Annotated in this window: 13 protein-coding genes and 1 pseudogene; 7 read left to right on the forward strand and 7 right to left on the reverse strand. The window is 70.8% G+C overall.

The features are described 5' to 3' along the window. Positions 1–111 precede the first annotated feature (111 nt). Together ACFY0U_RS38695 and ACFY0U_RS38700 are read right to left on the reverse strand one after the other, a co-directional pair. The gene (locus ACFY0U_RS38695; protein WP_388644132.1) at positions 112–2,109 is read right to left on the reverse strand and encodes a CocE/NonD family hydrolase; all 1,998 of its coding nucleotides are present in this window, start codon (positions 2,107–2,109) and stop codon (positions 112–114) included. A gap of 27 nt (positions 2,110–2,136) precedes the next feature. After that, positions 2,137–3,618 (reverse strand): peptide MFS transporter, encoded by a 1,482-nt coding sequence (locus ACFY0U_RS38700; protein WP_388644134.1) that lies wholly within the window; start codon positions 3,616–3,618, stop codon positions 2,137–2,139. 228 nt (positions 3,619–3,846) lie between these two features. Between ACFY0U_RS38700 and ACFY0U_RS38705 the strand changes: the two genes are divergently transcribed. The 5 genes from ACFY0U_RS38705 (at position 3,847) to ACFY0U_RS38725 (ending at position 9,311) form a co-directional block, all read left to right on the forward strand. After that, positions 3,847–4,857, forward strand: coding sequence for a polyprenyl synthetase family protein (locus tag ACFY0U_RS38705; protein ID WP_388644137.1), 1,011 nt, complete (start codon positions 3,847–3,849; stop codon positions 4,855–4,857). 126 nt (positions 4,858–4,983) lie between these two features. After that, positions 4,984–5,991 (forward strand): CHRD domain-containing protein, encoded by a 1,008-nt coding sequence (locus ACFY0U_RS38710; protein WP_388644139.1) that lies wholly within the window; start codon positions 4,984–4,986, stop codon positions 5,989–5,991. 232 nt (positions 5,992–6,223) lie between these two features. Continuing rightward, positions 6,224–7,429 (forward strand): outer membrane lipoprotein carrier protein LolA, encoded by a 1,206-nt coding sequence (locus ACFY0U_RS38715; RefSeq protein WP_388644141.1) that lies wholly within the window; start codon positions 6,224–6,226, stop codon positions 7,427–7,429. Positions 7,430–7,462: 33 nt separating this feature from the next. Next, positions 7,463–8,455: an ATP-binding cassette domain-containing protein gene (locus ACFY0U_RS38720; protein ID WP_388644143.1), complete on the forward strand. Its 993-nt coding sequence runs from the start codon at positions 7,463–7,465 to the stop codon at positions 8,453–8,455. Further along, positions 8,442–9,311, forward strand: a complete 870-nt coding sequence (locus ACFY0U_RS38725; protein WP_388644146.1) for an ABC transporter permease — start codon at positions 8,442–8,444, stop codon at positions 9,309–9,311. The genes ACFY0U_RS38720 and ACFY0U_RS38725 overlap by 14 nt, the downstream gene beginning before the upstream one ends. Positions 9,312–9,329: 18 nt before the next feature. Here ACFY0U_RS38725 and ACFY0U_RS38730 read toward each other — a convergent pair whose 3' ends face one another. After that, entirely contained in the window at positions 9,330–9,914 is a 585-nt protein-coding gene (locus ACFY0U_RS38730; protein ID WP_388644149.1) for a flavodoxin family protein, read from the reverse strand. Between the two features lie 90 nt (positions 9,915–10,004). After that, the gene (locus ACFY0U_RS38735) at positions 10,005–10,502 is read right to left on the reverse strand and encodes a DUF6668 family protein (RefSeq protein ID WP_388644151.1); all 498 of its coding nucleotides are present in this window, start codon (positions 10,500–10,502) and stop codon (positions 10,005–10,007) included. Positions 10,503–10,719: 217 nt separating this feature from the next. Here ACFY0U_RS38735 and ACFY0U_RS38740 point away from each other — a divergent pair, with 217 nt between their 5' ends. Next, complete coding sequence (locus tag ACFY0U_RS38740) at positions 10,720–12,609, forward strand: hypothetical protein (RefSeq protein WP_388644153.1); 1,890 nt, start codon at positions 10,720–10,722, stop codon at positions 12,607–12,609. Here the strand turns inward: ACFY0U_RS38740 and ACFY0U_RS38745 are convergent. The 3 genes from ACFY0U_RS38745 to ACFY0U_RS38755 form a co-directional block, all read right to left on the reverse strand. Then, on the reverse strand, positions 12,606–13,556 hold the full coding sequence (locus ACFY0U_RS38745; RefSeq protein WP_388644155.1) for a M28 family metallopeptidase: 951 nt from the start codon (positions 13,554–13,556) through the stop codon (positions 12,606–12,608). The two genes, ACFY0U_RS38740 and ACFY0U_RS38745, sit on opposite strands and share 4 nt — an antisense overlap. A gap of 126 nt (positions 13,557–13,682) precedes the next feature. After that, complete coding sequence (locus tag ACFY0U_RS38750) at positions 13,683–14,150, reverse strand: VOC family protein (protein ID WP_388644157.1); 468 nt, start codon at positions 14,148–14,150, stop codon at positions 13,683–13,685. Positions 14,151–14,188: 38 nt separating this feature from the next. Then, the gene (locus ACFY0U_RS38755) at positions 14,189–14,635 is read right to left on the reverse strand and encodes a winged helix-turn-helix transcriptional regulator (protein WP_388644159.1); all 447 of its coding nucleotides are present in this window, start codon (positions 14,633–14,635) and stop codon (positions 14,189–14,191) included. A 165-nt stretch (positions 14,636–14,800) separates the two neighbouring features. On the opposite strand from ACFY0U_RS38755, the pseudogene ACFY0U_RS38760 reads away from it, so the two are divergent. Further along, positions 14,801–15,880: pseudogene (locus ACFY0U_RS38760) on the forward strand (MFS transporter); the annotation flags it as partial. Between the last annotated feature and the right edge of the window lie 37 nt (positions 15,881–15,917).

A 15,917-nucleotide genomic window follows, 5' to 3' on the forward strand; every position in this document is an offset into this window, starting at 1 on the left:
ACTGGCGTTTCGGGCAAGGCGGATCGGCGGACGTGATCACACAGTCCGCTCACAGGAGGCAGTGACTCAAGTCACGGAGATGAAATGTGGCCGCAAATCGGGCAATTGTCCTCAACCGGCTGTTCTCGGAATCCTCTTCTCCCACGTCCGGTGGAAAACCACCTCGCCGCCCTCCGTGCAGACCACCTCGTTGACGGCGAGGAAGAATTCCGCCCCGTCACAGGTGATCTCCGAGCGCGTCCGGACCGTCGTGTCCCAGGCCGGCTCCGGCCGGTGCAGCCGGATCGACCAGTCCGAGCGGGTGCGCGCCGACAGCGGGTCCGTCTCGTCGATCGTGTACGTCTCCAGCGCGTCCTCGGTGAACTCCAGACCGTCCGGGTACACGCGCGTGCCGCCGTACCGGGGGTCGACCTCCAGGCGCCGCTCACCCTTGGCGACATCGCGTACGACCAGCCGCTCGGGGCGCGGTTCGTCCAGCGTGGCGGGGAAGTTGACGCCGAGCGGCGCGGACTGCTCGGGCTCCTCGAAGGCGATCTCGCCCGCCGACTCACGGAACCGCACCGGAAGTTCGAGGAAGCTCCCCGCCGGCTCCAGCGCGAACCCCGCCGCGGAGTCGGCCTGCGGCCAGATCCACGGCCAGTACGCGGAGGAGACGGCGAGCCGGATGCGGTGCCCGGGCGGGAAGGCGTGCCCGATGCCGTTCAGCTCGAACGCCACCTCCTCGGTGGCCCCCGGCTCCCACGGCACCGCCCGGTCCCGCCCGTGCCGCGCCGAAAGGTTCAGCACACCCCGGGTGACCAGCGTCGACGAACCGTCCGGCGCCACATCGCAGAGCCGGGCCACGACCTGCCCGCGCGGCACCTCCGAGGTCAGCCGCAGCCGTACCCGCGGCCGCCCCAGCACCCACGTCTCCTCACCCACCGCGAACTCGAAGCAGGCCGAGCGGGCGTCCTCCTCCCGCTGGTCCGGCGGCAGATCCGCGTCGTTCCCGAAGGGGAAGAAGCGCCCGGCGTCCACGCCCGTGTGCTGCGGGGAACGCACCAGCACGGGGGCGCCCTGAAGGCCGTAGGAGACCGTCGTGACGTGCGGTGAGGGCCAGGCCGGCTCACCGACCCAGCGGCCGGGGAGCGTCTCGTACACCGTGGCCGGGGGATGCGAGTCGCTGACGTAGGCCCGCAGCAGCGGCTCGCGCATGACGCCGGTGTCCACGCCCTTCAGATGGTGGTCCCACCAGCGCAGGGTCTCCTGGAGGAAGCCGATCGCCGGCCCTGGCGGCAGGCCGCGGTCGGGGTACTGGTGGGACCAGGGGCCGATGAGTCCTCGTACGCGATCGGCCGGCAGATGCTCGACCAGCCGCAGGACCGTGTCGCGGTACGGGTCGTGCCAGCCGCCCACCGCCAGGACCGCCGCGTCGATGGCGCCGTAGTCCTCGCAGACGCTGCCGTGGCGCCAGTAGTCGTCGCGGGTCTGGTGGGCCAGCCAGGTGTGCAGGAACGGCTCGATCCGCTCCAGGCGCTTGAGCCACATGTCCCGCCAGTCCGGGCCCGCGTACCGCGGGTCCGGCGGACGCGACACGAAGGCGAGCATGGTCGCCGCCCAGGCGTGCATGTCGACCGCGAGGACGGAACCTCCCATGTAGTGCACGTCGTTGTCATAGCGGTCGTCCGTCGAGCAGACCGTGACGACCGCCTTGAGCGGCTCGGGCGCGAGGGCCGCGATCTGGAGGGAGTTGAAGCCGCCCCAGGAGATGCCGAACATGCCGACCTTGCCGCTGCACCAGGGCTGTGCCGCCAGCCAGTTGACCACCTCGACCCCGTCGGCCAGCTCGGTCGCCGAGTACTCGTCCGTCGGCATGCCCTCGCTGTTGCCGTGCCCGCGGATGTCCACGCGCACGGAGGCGTACCCGTGGCCCGCGTACCAGGGGTGGCGCTGGAAGTCGCGGGGCGCGGTCCAGTCGGACAGCCGGTACGGCAGGTATTCGAGAAGTGCGGGTACCCGTTCGTCGGTGAGAGGTCGCCAGACGCGCGCGTACAGCCGGGTCCCGTCCGGCAGCGGGATGCGGACGTCCTCGTGGGTCGTCTCGTAGGGGAAGGAAGTGCGGATGTGCATGAGCGTGACCCCAGTGGCTGCGTCGGTTCAGTGGACCGGGTGCATCGTGCGGCGCAGCCACGGTGCCGCGGCCATCACCGCGAGGCCCGCGGCCACCGCGATCGCGCCGTTGACGCCGAAGTAGGCCGGCTTGGAGACGTCGTCGTAGAGCTTCACCGTCTGGGCCTGGATGCCGTTGGCGAGGGCGAGGGACAGGAACCAGAGGGACATGGTCTGGCTGGAGAAGGCGACCGGGGCGAGCTTGGTGGTGGCCGACATGCCGGAGGTCTCCAGGAGGATGTCGCCGAGGCCCAGCAGGAAGTACGAGCCGACGATCCACCAGGCGGACATCAGGTAGTCGTCGCCGCTGTGCCCGCTGGTCGGCAGGACCATCAGCAGGAACGACAGACCGCCCAGCACGACCCCGATCGCGATCTTGTTGGAGGCGTGCGGCTGCCGGTGGCCCATCCGGACCCACAGCGCGGCGACGAAGGGCGCGAGACCGACCTCGAAGGCACCGAGCGCGGAGGCGTACCAGCTGGCCGGGAAGTCGAAGCCGAGGATCGTCGTCTCGGCGTTCGACGCGGCCAGCAGCATCATCGTGGAGTAGGCCTGGAAGAGGATGAAGTTGAAGACGGTCGAGGCCAGGAAGAGGACGATGTACGGCCTGAGGCGGCCGCGCTCCTCGGCCGTGACCCGCGGGCTGCGGAACATCACCGCGAAGTAGACGACCGGGGCGATCACCGAGATCAGGGTGAGCACGTCGACGAAGCGGTCCATGGTCAGCCAGCCGACGGCGGCGGCGAGAGCGGCGACCACCGCCACGGCGACGACGCCCACGACGATCAGCCGCACCGCCCGGCGCATCGCGTCCGGCGCGAGCGCGAACTCGGCGGCGTGCTTGCGTCCGGCCAGGTGACGGCGGCCCATGACGTACTGGATCAGACCGAAGGTCATCCCGATCGCGGCGGCCGAGAAACCCCAGTGCCAGCCCTTGTGGTCGCCGAGCCAGCCGGTGATCAGCGGGCCCGCGAAGGCGCCGATGTTGATCGCCATGTAGTAGAGCGCGAACCCGGCGTCCCGGCGCTCGTCCTCGGTGCGGTAGAGCTTGCCGACCATGGTGGCCACGTTGGGCTTGAGCAGCCCGGTGCCCGCGCTGATGAGCCCCAGGCCCACCCAGGTCATGGTCGCGGTCGGGACGGCCATCGAGTAGTGCCCGCAGGCGATCAGGATGCCGCCCCACAGCACCGCGCGGTACGAGCCGAGCATCCGGTCGGCGAGCCAGCCGCCGGCGACCGAGACGAGGTAGACGAGGGTGCCGTAGGCCGCGGAGACGGACGCGGCGGTTCCGGCCGACATGCCCATGCCCTCGTTGGCGACCGAGTCGGCGAAGTACAGGACGAGGATGGCCTGCATGCCCAGGAACGAGAAACGCTCCCAGACCTCCAGACCGGAGAGGGTGAGCAGGCCTTTCGGCTGGCCGAAGAAGGCGGCGTCGTCCTCGGGCGGGGGTTGGCTGCCGGGATCCACGTCAACGGTTGTTCGAGACACCCTCTATTACTTCCGTCTAAATCGACAGATATCCGTTCTTTTCAGGTGATCAAAAACATACCGGTCGTGATCCGATACCGCCCGCGCTGCACGGGTGGGCGGCAGCGGTGATCGAAACGTGACCGGATACGCTGACTTGAGTGATGGCAGCGACCTATCGACAAACCGTGTAATCGCCAGTAGACACCAGCAGACAGGAGACCCCTCGTGACCGTCGTCGGGCCGTTCGGGCTGAGCGTGCGGGACCAGGCTCTGGAAGCCGATGTCCAGGCCGGATTGGCGGCCGTCGAGGAGGGTTTGCTCGAAGCCACCAAGAGCGAGGTCCCCTTCATCACCGAGGCCGCGCAGCACCTCGTACGGGCGGGCGGCAAGCGCTTCCGTCCGCTGCTCGTGATGCTCACTGCCCAGTTCGGCGACCCGTACGCCCCCGGAGTGGTGCCGTCGGCCGTGGTCGTGGAGCTGACCCACCTGGCGACGCTGTACCACGACGACGTGATGGACGAGGCGTCCGTGCGGCGCGGGGTCGACAGCGCGAACACCCGCTGGGGCAACTCGGTCGCGGTCCTCACCGGCGACTTCCTCTTCGCCCGCGCCTCGCACATCCTGGCCGACCTCGGTCCGGAGGCGGTCCGGGTGCAGGCCGAGGCGTTCGAGCGGTTGGTCACGGGCCAGATCCTGGAGACCGCGGGGCCGCAGGACGGCCGGGATCCGGTCGAGCACTACCTGGACGTGCTGGGCGGCAAGACCGGCTCGCTGGTCGCGGTGTCCTGCCGGTTCGGCGCGATGATGTCGGGCGCCGACGAGACGGTGGTCGACGTGCTGACGCAGTACGGCGAGCGCCTCGGCGTCGCCTTCCAGCTCGCGGACGACGTCCTGGACATCGCCTCGGACTCCCGCGAGTCCGGGAAGACCCCGGGGACGGATCTGCGCGAGGGCATCCCGACCATGCCGGTGCTGCGACTGCGGGAGCGGGCGGCGCGGCTGGGCCTCGCGGAGGACATCGCGCTGTGCGAGCTGCTGGACTCCGACCTGGCCGACGACGCGCGGCACGCCGAGGCGCTGGCCGCCCTGCGCGCGCATCCCGCGCTGGAGCAGGCGCGGCGGGACACGGTGCGCTTCGCCGAGGAGGCCCGGGCGGCGCTCGCTCCGCTGCCGGAGGGTGATGTGAAGGCCGCGCTCATGGAGATGTGCGACGCGGTGGTGCACCGGGCGGGCTGATCACCCCTGCGCGCATGTGACGCACGTCACTTATCTGGACTGAGTCCAATCTGAGATCGGCTCCGTATCCATGCCCAGAAGCTGACGCAGGGGGCGTCAGCTGCAATACGGGGAGACAAAAGAATCATGGGCATGAAAGCGACGTTCTCCAAGCGCCGTAAGAGCCTCGCCGTCACCGCCGTCGCGGTGGCCGCCGCCGGTGGTGTCGCCGCCGCGGTGATTCCCGCCTTCGCCGCCGGAGGTGACCGCGCCGACCACGCGGGCCACGCGGGCGGCGAGAGCATCGTCAGTCAGAGCGGTGCTCTCGGCGGCAGCGGCGGCACGATCCTCGCCGCCAGCCTCCGCGGCGCCAACGAGGTGCCCGTCCAGGGCGGCCCCGCCGTGAACGACAAGGACGGCGCCGCACTGGAGTTCATCAAGGTCAAGGGCGACAAGGTGTCCGTCGCCGTGACCTGGCGCGGCACCGGCAAGCCCACCCTGCTCCACATCCACCAGGGCGCCAAGGGCACCAACGGCGGCGTCAAGGTCGACTTCACCAAGCTGCTGGAGAAGGCCAAGGGGCACAGCGTCACCGGCACCGTGAAGGTGAAGGACGGCGCGCTGCTCGACGCCCTGAAGTCCGACCCCGGCGCGTTCTACGCCAACCTGCACACCGCCGAGTTCCCCGGCGGCGCCGTCCGCGGCCAGCTCCACAAGGTCACCGTCGCGGGCTTCGACTTCCGAGACGCGCTGCGCAACTTCCAGGCGTCCGTCGTCAAGGGCAAGCAGATCTACGAGTGCAAGCCGGCCGAGGGTGGCGGGTACGCCTTCGCCCAGCGGGACGTCAGCGCCGTGCTCGGCGGCCGTATCGCGCACTCCTTCGTCAAGCCCAACTCCGGTACCCCGCAGTGGATCGCGCGGGACGGCAGCGCGGTCACCGGCTCGGTCATCTCCCGCACGCCGAACGGCGACGGGAACATCCCCGAGCTGGACCTGAAGGCCACCCAGTCCGGAAAGCACCACGGCCTGCTCGCCGACACCACCGAGATCCTGCGCCTGAACACCGTCGGCGGCGTCGCCCCGGCCGGCTCCTGCACCCCGGGCGCGATCGTCGGGGTGCCCTACCAGGCGGACTACGTGTTCCTGCGCGGCTGACCCTGTGACACCACGGCGCCCCCTACGGGTTGTAGGGGGCGCCGACGTGTCATGTCATACCCCAGTTGTACGCGGAGTTGGCTCCACGGTCTGACGCTTCGAGTCGGCCGATTTGGTCAGATGGACACCACGGAAAACACCACTCCTCACCGATTCGGGTGAGAATGGCGGCACGGGGTGGACGAGTGCGCTTACGAACTGGCCGCCGCCTATGACGGAGGTAGGGCACAACATGGCACCGTACGAATCCGACGACAGCACCGAGGACCTGGGGTCACGGCGCCGCAAGGCCGCGCGGTACGTCGTCCCCGTCGCGGTCGTGGGGGTGGCCGCGGCGACCATCGGGCTGGTCCCGGCGCTCGCCGACTCCGGCGACCCCGACCTGCCGAAGATCAGCGCACAGCAACTCATCGAGAAGATCGCCGCGTCGGACGTGGAGCAGCTGTCCGGCACCGTGAAGATCACCACGGATCTGGGGCTGCCGGACCTCGGCGGGCTGGAGAACAGCCTGACGGGTGGCGGCGGTTCGGGATCGCGCTCGGATGACGGCTCGTCGGCCGATCCGACGTCCAAGCTCACCGAACTCGCCTCCGGCACCCACACCCTGCGGGTCGCGGCCGACGGCGAGGACAAGCAGAAGCTCTCCCTCCTGGAGAACGCCGCCGAGTACAGCCTCATCCACAACGGCAAGGACGTGTGGGGCTACGACAGCGGGTCGAACGAGGTCTTCCACGCCACCGCCGACGAGAGCTCCCCGAAGGAGGAGGAGGTCCCGGCCACGCCCAAGGACCTCACCGAGGACGCTCTCAAGGCGGTCGACGACACGACCTCCGTGACCGTCGAGGGCACCGCGCACGTCGCGGGCCGCGACGCCTACCGGCTCGTCATCAAGCCCAAGGACTCCGGGTCCACCGTCGGCCAGATCACGGTCGCCGTGGACGCCAAGACCGGGCTGCCGCTGAAGTTCACGCTGACCCCGGCGAGCGGCGGCGCGGCGGTCGTCGACGCCGGCTTCACCCAGATCAGCTACGCCAAGCCGGCCGCGTCCACCTTCGACTTCACGCCTCCCAAGGGCGCGAAGGTCACCGAGGAGGACGCCTCGGGGGCACCCGAGCGCCACTCCGGCGACTCCGGTGACTTCTCCGGCGGCGAGGGCTTCGCCAAGGGCGGCCCCGACGGGCTGAACGTCATCGGTGAGGGCTGGACCTCCATCGCCACCTTCGACACCGGCGGCCAGGGCATCCCGTCCGGCTCCGAGGTCGGCGGCGACTTCGGCGGCTTCCTCGGCTCGCTCGGCGACAAGGCGAGCGGCAAGTTCGGCGAGGGCACCGTGTTCAAGACCCGGCTGATCAACGCCCTGATCACCGACGACGGCAAGGTCTACGTCGGTGCGGTGACCAAGGACGCGCTGGTGAAGGCGGCGAACGAAGCCAAGTAACCACCCCACGGGCACGACGAATAGAGGGAGCCGATGGACCAGCCGCCCGCCACGGAGCAGCAACCGGAGGGCGACGGTGACAGCGCGGACATGGGTGACACCGTCATCCACACCCACGCCCTCACCAAGCGCTACCGCGGCGGGCAGCTCGCCGTCGACGGTCTCGACCTGACCGTCCCGGCGGGCAGTGTCTTCGGCTTCCTCGGCCCGAACGGCTCGGGCAAGACCACCACCATCCGCATGCTGATGGGCCTCATCGAACCGACCTCCGGGTCGGCCCGGGTGCTGGGCCGCCCCATGCCGCGCTCCGCCCGTGCCGTACTGCCGCATGTGGGCGCGCTCATCGAGGGCCCGGCGCTCTACGGTTTCCTCTCCGGCCGCGACAATCTCCTCCGCTACGACGCCGCCGACCCGACCGCCGACCCCCGCACCCGGCGCGCACGCGTCGCGACGGCACTGGACCGGGTGGGCCTGGCGGCCGCGGCCGGCAAGAAGGCCAAGGCGTACTCACTGGGCATGAAACAGCGCCTGGGCCTCGCGGCGGCCCTCCTGCAACCCCGCAAGCTCCTCGTCCTCGACGAACCGACCAACGGCCTCGACCCGCAGGGGATGCGCGAGATCCGCTCCCTGGTGCGGGAGCTGGCGTCCGAAGGCACGACCGTCTTTCTCTCCTCGCATCTGCTCGACGAGATCGAGCAGGTCTGCACCCACGCGGCCGTGATGGCCCAGGGCCGCCTGATCACCCAGGGCCCCGTGGCCGACCTGGCGGCGGGGGCGCGGGGACGGCTGGTGGTGACGACTCCGGACACGGGGGACGCGGCGCGGGTGCTGAAGGAACAGGGCGTCGCGGATGTGGTGGTGGCCGACGACCGGGTGACCGCGGAGCCTCCGGACGGCGAACTGGCCGACATCAACGCCGCGTTGGTGGGGGCGGGCGTGCGCGTACGGGCCTTCGGAGTGGAAAGGGCCACGCTGGAGGACGCTTTCGTGGCGCTGACGGGAGAGGGCTTCGATGTCGCAGGCTGAGGTTCTGGTCAAGCCCGGTCCGTTGTGGACGTTCGGCTTGTTCCGCAGTGAGTTGGTCACTACTTTCCGCCGCTGGCGCACCCTCGCCCTCCTCGGCGTCCTCGCGGCCGTCCCGATCCTCGTCGGCATCGCCGTGAAGATCGAGACGGGCGACGGCGGCGGCCCCGGAGGAGGCGGTGGCGGCGGCCCCGCCTTCGTCTCGCAGATCACCAACAACGGCCTGTTCCTGGTCTTCACCGCACTCGCCGCCACCCTTCCCTTCTTCCTCCCCATGGCGATCGGCGTGGTCGCGGGCGACGCGATAGCCGGCGAGTCGAACGCCGGCACGCTGCGCTATCTCCTGGTCGCCCCGGCCGGCCGCACCCGCCTGCTGTTCACCAAGTACGCGACGGTGATGGCCTTCTGCCTCGTGGCCACGTTGGTGGTCGCGATCTCGGCGCTCACGGTCGGTGCCCTGCTCTTCCCCCTGGGGGATCTGACCACGATCTCCGGCACCCAGATCAGCTTCGGCGAAGGCCTCGCCCGGGCCTTTCTGATCGCCCTGGTCGTCGCCGCGTCACTGACCGGTGTGGCGGCCCTCGGTCTGTTCGTGTCGACACTGACCGGCAGCGGTATCGCCGCGATGGCGACGACCGTGGGCCTGCTCATCACGGTCCAGATCCTCGACCAGATCCCCCAACTGCACGCGATCCAGCCATACTTCTTCTCCCACTACTGGCTGTCCTTCGCCGACCTCATGCGCGAACCCGTCTACTGGGACGACCTGGTGAAGAACCTCGGCCTCCAGGCCCTGTACGCGGCGGTGTTCGGCTCGGCGGCATGGGCGAGGTTCACGACGAAGGACATCACGGCCTGAGCGCCGGCCGCACGGCCGTCACGGGGTGTCGTACGGGAAACGCGCGAGCGGTGCCTCCTGCGCGAAGAACGTCTTCGCGCGGGCCAGCGCCTCCGTGTCGTCGCGGACGTCGCCCGGCTTGCTGCCGTTGCCGAGCAGCACCCCGCCGAACCGCATCCTCATGTAGGCGGCCGAGTGGTTCAGGGTGCCGATCAGCGGGTCGGCGACCTCGAACTCCTCGTGCGCGAGGGCGGTGACGCCCCACAGAGTGCGGCCCGCGAGCGTGCCCTTGAAGTCGGCACCGGGGGTGCGCAGCCAGCCCGACCAGTAGTCGAGATAGCGCTTGGCCTGGGCGGAGAGCGAGTACCAGTACAGCGGGGACGCGATGACGATGTCCGTCGCGGCGAGGGTGGCGTCGAACAGCAGCCCGACGTTCCCCTCGGTGGGCCGCACATGGTCGCTGTCGTGCCGCAGGTCCTCGAAGTCGGGCAGCGGGTGGTCGTTGAGGTCGATCCACTGCTGCTCGACGTCGTCGGCCAGCTGCTCGGCGGCCGTGCGGGCCAGCAGTTCGGTGTTGCCGTCGTCGCGGCTGCTGCCGAGCACGAACAGGAAACGGCGCGTCATGAAAGCCCCCAGGTGATGGACGTCGTACGCCGATTATATGCGCATGCAAGTATCTGTCGAGGGGGTCTTTGTGTGGGTGAGGGCGGGGCTTCAGCGCGACCGGCCGGTGAGGCGGGCCAGGGGTGCGGTCTCGCGCGGGGGAGGGCCGCCGAGATCGCCGAGGCGCCAGGCGGGCACCCACGGCACGCGGTAGACGTCGATCAGCGACTCGATCACCTTGATGTGCTGGGCGAGCGGCTTCGGCAGCCGGCCCGGGGCGTCCGCGACGAGCACCACGGCGTCGAGGTCGAGGCCGTGCGGGGCCGCTCCGCGCCGGAAGGTGTCCAGGGCGCGCAGGACGGCGGCCAGTCCGGTCGCGTGGGTGCGGGCGACGAGCAGCACGGACGGGGGAGCGTCGGGGCCGGGCCAGTCGCGTCCGCAGTCGTGGCCGCCGTAGACGGCGGTGAGCGTGGAGACACCGGCGCCGCCATGGGTGCCGACGAAGGAGAATCGCCGGGCGGTGGCGTGGGCGGCGGCGGGCTCCGGCGGTGCCTCCGATACGGTCACCGGACCACGGATCCAGATCTCCGGTCCCTGCGCCTGCTGCACGTACGGTCTCCTTTCCGGGGCCGTCCCTCCGTCGGGCTGGGACGAGCCTGTGACGCCACGGTGACGTGAGAACCGTGAGCGAGCGGAGAGACTACTCAACAGTACGTGTACGACCGGCTCTTGATGCCGGGGAGCGGGAGGGTGGCGGCCGATGGAGGCACCATGGAGTTCGAACACGCCGTCCACCCACTCCCCGACGGATCCGAGTGAGGGAACGATGTCGCGACTGAGCCGTGAGAAGCGGGACCAGCAGGGCGTCGCGGCACAGCCGCCCGTGCTCGCGGCGGCGCCGCTCGACGTCCTGGTCGGCCCGGCCGGTGCGTCGGTGGGCGGCGTACCGGTGGCGCCGGTCCCCGGCGAGGAGATCCACCAGACCGTCCTCGACCACCTCCACCGCATCGCCCTCGCCACCGGTCACCCTGTCCACGCCACGGTCCACGACGACCGCATCGGCTACCGGCTCGCTCTGCGCATCGAGGCGGACGGCTCCAGCCAGTTCACGGCAGAACCGGTACGGACGGCTCCGCCGGGGGTGCCGGGTGGCGGGCCGCTGCCGGGATCCGGGGAGCCGGGCGAGGCTCTCCGGCCGGGGGCGTCGGGCCGGGATCCGTATGCGGGAGAGCCGGGTCAGACGCCGTATTCAGGGGAGCCGGTTCAGGCGTCGAGGCCGACGCCCCCGCCCGCGCCGGGCGCTTTCCCGCCGGGGGCCGCCGAGGCGACGGGAGCGTCCGGCCGGCCCGCGGTGCCGTCCGCGCCTGGCGCATCCGGGCGGGCAGCCGCCGACTCCGTAGAAGGGGCTGGCCGCCCTGCGCTCCCGCCCGCTCCGCCGGCCTTCGGGCCGGGGGCAGCTGAGGCGACCGGGGCGCCCGCCCAGCCCGCACTGCCGCCCGCGCCGGCCGCCTTCGCGGAGGGAGCCGCCGAGTCGGCCGGAGACTCGCCCCCGTCTGCCGCGCCGCGTCCTGCCGAGCCCGCCGACCAGTCCCCTTGGGACAAGCCCACCCACCTCCTCCGCCCGACCCCCGAGCCCCCGACCTTCCGCCTCCGCGCCCTCCCGGACCCGGCGGCGCAGGAGCCCCGGGACGCCGTCCCGACATTCCGGATGCGGGCCGTGCCCGAGTGGGTGGCGGACGCGGCACCCGGCACGGTCGCACCCCCGACGGGCCAGTTCGGGCCACCACCGGTGATGGACGCGCCACCGACGGACGTACCCCCGACCGACGCACCGCCGACCGACACCAGGCGGGAAGCCGACACACCTCCCACACCGACCCCCGACCCCGCACCCAGCTCCGGGCCCGTGTCGACGCCCGGTGCCGCGCCCACTTCCGGTCTCGCACCCGGTTCCGCTCCCGCGCCCAGCCACGGGCCTGTGTCGCTCTCCGGTCCGGCACCGATTCCCGGTGCCGCGCCCACGTCCGACCCCGCGCCCACGTCCGGCCCCGCGCCCAGCCACGGTCCCGCACCGACCCCCAAACCTGCGCCCGCCAACGGACCAGCCCCCACCCCCACCCGCAAGCCCCTCCTCGGCCTAGCCGCCTCCACCCCCGTCGAGGACCCCGACCTCAAGCCCACCCCGCCTCGCGGATTCGATGCCGTGGCCGAGGCGGTGCTCGGGGATGATCCGGCGACGGCGTACGACGGCGGGGGGAGCGTGTTCCTCGTCGGGCCGATGGCGCGGATCAACGAGGCGGTGAAGGAGGGCCGGATCACGGAGGCCGCGCAGCTCGCGGAGCGGACGGTCGTGGAGGCCTCCCGTACGCTCGGCCCGGAGCACCCCGAGGTGCTGCGGCTGCTCGAACTCACCGCGTACATCGCCTACTTGGCGGGCGACCCGACCCGCGCCTTCGGACTCTCGCTCGACCTGGCCCGCACGCGCCACCACGCGAGGGACTCGGAGGCCGCGTACGGCAACGTCCAGAGCGCGGCGACCGCCTGGCGTGCCGTACGCGACCCCGAGCAGGGCCTGCGCATGGGCGTCGAGCTCATCGGTCTGTGGACCGAGCTGACCCTGGAGGACGGCCCGGCCACCGAGGACATCGAGCAACTCGAGTCGGCCCGGACGCGGATGGGCCGGCTCGCGGAGCGCGCCCGCAGGCTCAACTCCTAGGAGGACAGCTCCCACACGGCGTACGCCGCCGCGTCACTGTTCCGGTTCAGGGCCGTGTCGCTGATGTTCGAGGTGGTGTCGCAGGACGAGTGGTAGCACCGGTCGAACGCCTGCCCGGACGTCCCGCCCCACTTGGCCACCTGCGCCGCCGTCTTCGTACGGCTCGCGCCCGTGAACAGCCCGCCCACCGGCACCCCCGCGCTCTTGAACGGCGCGTGGTCCGAGCGGCCGTCACCCTCGGTCTCGATCTCGGTGGGGACGCCGATGCCGGTGAAGTAGTCCTTGAAGGTCTTCTCGATCGCCGGGTCGTCGTCGTAGACGAAGTAGCCGGGGTTGGGCGAGCCGATCATGTCGAAGTTCAGGTACCCGCTGATCTTCGCGCGGTTCGTCGAGGACAGGTTGTTGACGTAGTAGCGGGATCCCACCAGGCCCAGCTCCTCCGCGCCCCACCAGGCGAACCGCAGATGCTTGGTGGGCTGGTACCCGGCTCTCGACACGGCCAGCGCGGTCTCCAGGACCGCCGCCGAGCCGGACCCGTTGTCGTTGATGCCCGCCCCGGAGGCGACGCTGTCCAGGTGCGAGCCGGCCATGACGACCTGGTCGGTGTCGCCGCCCGGCCAGTCGGCGATCAGGTTGTAGCCCACGCGGCTGGAGGACGTGAACTGCTGGATGGTCGTGGTGTATCCGGCGGCGTCCAGCTTGGCCTTCACATAGTCGAGCGAGGCCCGGTAACCGGCGCGGCCGTGCGCCCGGTTGCCGCCGTTGGCGGTGGCGATGGACTGGAGTTGGGTGAGGTGGGCCTTGACGTTGGCCACGGGGATGTCGGGCGCGGCGGCAGCGGTCACCTCGGGCGCGGGCGCCGCGCCGGCTATGGATCCGCCGGTCAGCAGCATGACGGCCGTGACGAGAGCGGCCGTCGACGCACGCCCGGAAACGGAGAGCTTCATGGTGGGGGGCTCCGAATTCCTCGGGAATCACAGGGATTCCACAGCGAATGGGGTGCCTGGATGGTGAAGCTGTGACTAACTCTCCGTCAAGAGCGCTATCAGGACACGGAGTTCGGATTCCGGAGCTCACTGCACACAGAACTCGTTCCCCTCCGGATCCGCCATCACCACCCACTCACCCCCGGCCTCCTTCACCTCCCGCAGCACACTCGCGCCGAGCCCCGTCAGCCGCTCCACCTCGGACGCCCGCTTCCCGTCGCCCGGGTGCAGGTCGAGATGGAGCCGGTTCTTGACCGACTTCTCCTCCGGAACCCGCTGGAACAGCAGCCGCCGGCCCAGGCCGGTGCCGCTGTCCTTGTCGTAGGGATCGTCGGGATGGCGTACGGCGACCAGGTCGCGGAAGGCGAGCCGCGCGTGGAACTCGACGGTGGCCTCGCGGGGGAGGGCGCCGAGCTCCAGCAGCCGCTGGATCAGGGCGTCGTTGTCCTCGACCTCGTAGCGCAGCGCGGCGGCCCAGAAGTCGGCCTGCGCCTGGGGGTTTGCGGCATCGATGACGAGCTTCCAGTGCACGGGTGCGGGTGTTGTCTCAGTCATGGGACCACTTATAACCGCACACCCGGTCACCCGCTGTCCTAAACGGCCTCCGCGGCGGCCTGCGCCGCCCGCCGGTCGTACGCCGCCCGGGCCGCCGCGATCTCCCCCTGATGCGCCTCCGTCCAGGTCACCAGCGAGCGGATCGTGGTGTGCAGGGTTCCGCCCAGCGCGGTGAGCTCGTACTCCACGCGGGGTGGCACCACGGGATGGACCGTCCGTTTCACCAACCCGTCCCGCTCCAGCGAGCGCAGCGTGACCGTCAGCATGCGCTGGCTGACACCGTCGATCTCGCGGCGCAGTTCGGTGAAGCGGAGCCGCCGGTTCTCCAGCAGGGCGATGACAAGAAGCGACCACTTGTCGGCGACCCGGTCGAGGATCTGCCTTACCTGGCAGTCCTCCCGGGTGTCCCATTGGAAGGGGTCGGCGTCGCCGTAGTCCACGGTGCTCGCGCAGTAACCAGGTGACTTCGAAGTGCCTTCTTCCATGTCTGTCGATGCTGCCGGAGGCTGGGGGTGGTTACAAGAGGGAACCGACCCTCATTCGGGTAACCGTCCCCCTACTTGTGGAGCACTGCCATGGGCACGCGCGCGTGGGCGCTGTTACTCGTCCTCTGCGGAACGATCTTCCTGGAGGGCGCCGACATCGCGATGATGGCGATCGCGATCCCGTCGATCAGATCCGACCTCGGACTCGCGACGGACACCGCGGCATGGGTGATGAGCGCCTATGTCCTCGGCTACGCCGGCTTCACCCTGCTCGGCGGCCGCGCCGCCGATCTGCTCGGCCGCCGCCGGATGTTCCTGCTCTGGCTGGCGGTCTTCCTCGCCTTCTCCGGCCTCGGCGGCTTCGCGACCGAGGGCTGGATGCTGATCGTCGCCCGCTTCGTCACCGGGGTGGCATCCGCGTTCATGACACCGGCCGCGCTGTCCCTGATCACGACCTCGTACGCGGCCGGCCCGCAGCGCGACAAGGCCCTCCTCGTCTACGCCGGTACCGGCGCCGGCGGCTTCTCGCTGGGCCTGGTGATCGGCGGCCTGCTCACCTCGATCGACTGGCGCTGGGTCTTCTTCGCCCCGGTGCTGATGGCGGGCGCGCTGCTGCCGGCGGCGGTACGGCTGATTCCGCACCAGGAGGCCCCGCGGACCGGACGCCGCAGCTTCGACCTGCCCGGCACGATCACCGTCGCCGGCGCCATGCTGCTGGCCGCCTACACCGTCGTACGACTGGAACACGGACTGCACGGCTGGCCGCTGACGACGGCATCGGCCCTCGCGGCGCTGCTGCTCGCCGTGCTCTTCGTGGCCGTCGAACGCCGCTGTGCGAACCCCCTGGTCCGGCTGGGCATCCTGCGCGAGGGGCCGGTGGTCCGGGCCAACGTCGGCATGATGCTCTTCGTCGGCGCCTTCTTCGGCTTCCAGTTCGTCGTGACGCTGTATCTGCAGGAACTGCGCGGCTGGTCGGCGCTCCAGACCGCGATCGCCCTGGTGATCATGGGATGCGACGCCGTACTGGCGCCCACCCTCACCCCGCGGCTGGTGGCGCGGTTCGGGCACGCGCGCGTGATCGTCGGCGGCTTCGTGCTGGCGGTGGTGGCGTACGGGCTGTTCCTGCCGGTCGGCATGGACTGGCCGTATCTGGCCATGCTGCCGACGCTGTTCGTCGCGGGCACCGCCTTCGCGCTGGCCTACGGGCCGCTGACGATCGCGGCGACCGACGGGGTGAGCGACGCCGAGCAGGGGCTGGCCGGCGGGCTGCTGACCACGTCCA

This window comes from Streptomyces sp. NPDC001536 (assembly GCF_042894505.1).
GTDB lineage: Bacteria > Actinomycetota > Actinomycetes > Streptomycetales > Streptomycetaceae > Streptomyces.

What these genes read in the sequence shown, in the direction of transcription:
- ACFY0U_RS38740 (WP_388644153.1), top strand. Translation starts at nt 10,720, where the DNA reads ATGTCGCGACTGAGCCGTGAGAAGCGGGACCAGCAGGGCGTCGCGGCA.
- ACFY0U_RS38695 (WP_388644132.1), bottom strand. Translation starts at nt 2,109, where the DNA reads ATGCACATCCGCACTTCCTTCCCCTACGAGACGACCCACGAGGACGTC.
- ACFY0U_RS38725 (WP_388644146.1), top strand. Translation starts at nt 8,442, where the DNA reads ATGTCGCAGGCTGAGGTTCTGGTCAAGCCCGGTCCGTTGTGGACGTTC.
- ACFY0U_RS38745 (WP_388644155.1), bottom strand. Translation starts at nt 13,556, where the DNA reads ATGAAGCTCTCCGTTTCCGGGCGTGCGTCGACGGCCGCTCTCGTCACG.
- ACFY0U_RS38715 (WP_388644141.1), top strand. Translation starts at nt 6,224, where the DNA reads ATGGCACCGTACGAATCCGACGACAGCACCGAGGACCTGGGGTCACGG.
- ACFY0U_RS38755 (WP_388644159.1), bottom strand. Translation starts at nt 14,635, where the DNA reads ATGGAAGAAGGCACTTCGAAGTCACCTGGTTACTGCGCGAGCACCGTG.
- ACFY0U_RS38730 (WP_388644149.1), bottom strand. Translation starts at nt 9,914, where the DNA reads ATGACGCGCCGTTTCCTGTTCGTGCTCGGCAGCAGCCGCGACGACGGC.
- ACFY0U_RS38710 (WP_388644139.1), top strand. Translation starts at nt 4,984, where the DNA reads ATGGGCATGAAAGCGACGTTCTCCAAGCGCCGTAAGAGCCTCGCCGTC.
- ACFY0U_RS38720 (WP_388644143.1), top strand. Translation starts at nt 7,463, where the DNA reads ATGGACCAGCCGCCCGCCACGGAGCAGCAACCGGAGGGCGACGGTGAC.
- ACFY0U_RS38750 (WP_388644157.1), bottom strand. Translation starts at nt 14,150, where the DNA reads ATGACTGAGACAACACCCGCACCCGTGCACTGGAAGCTCGTCATCGAT.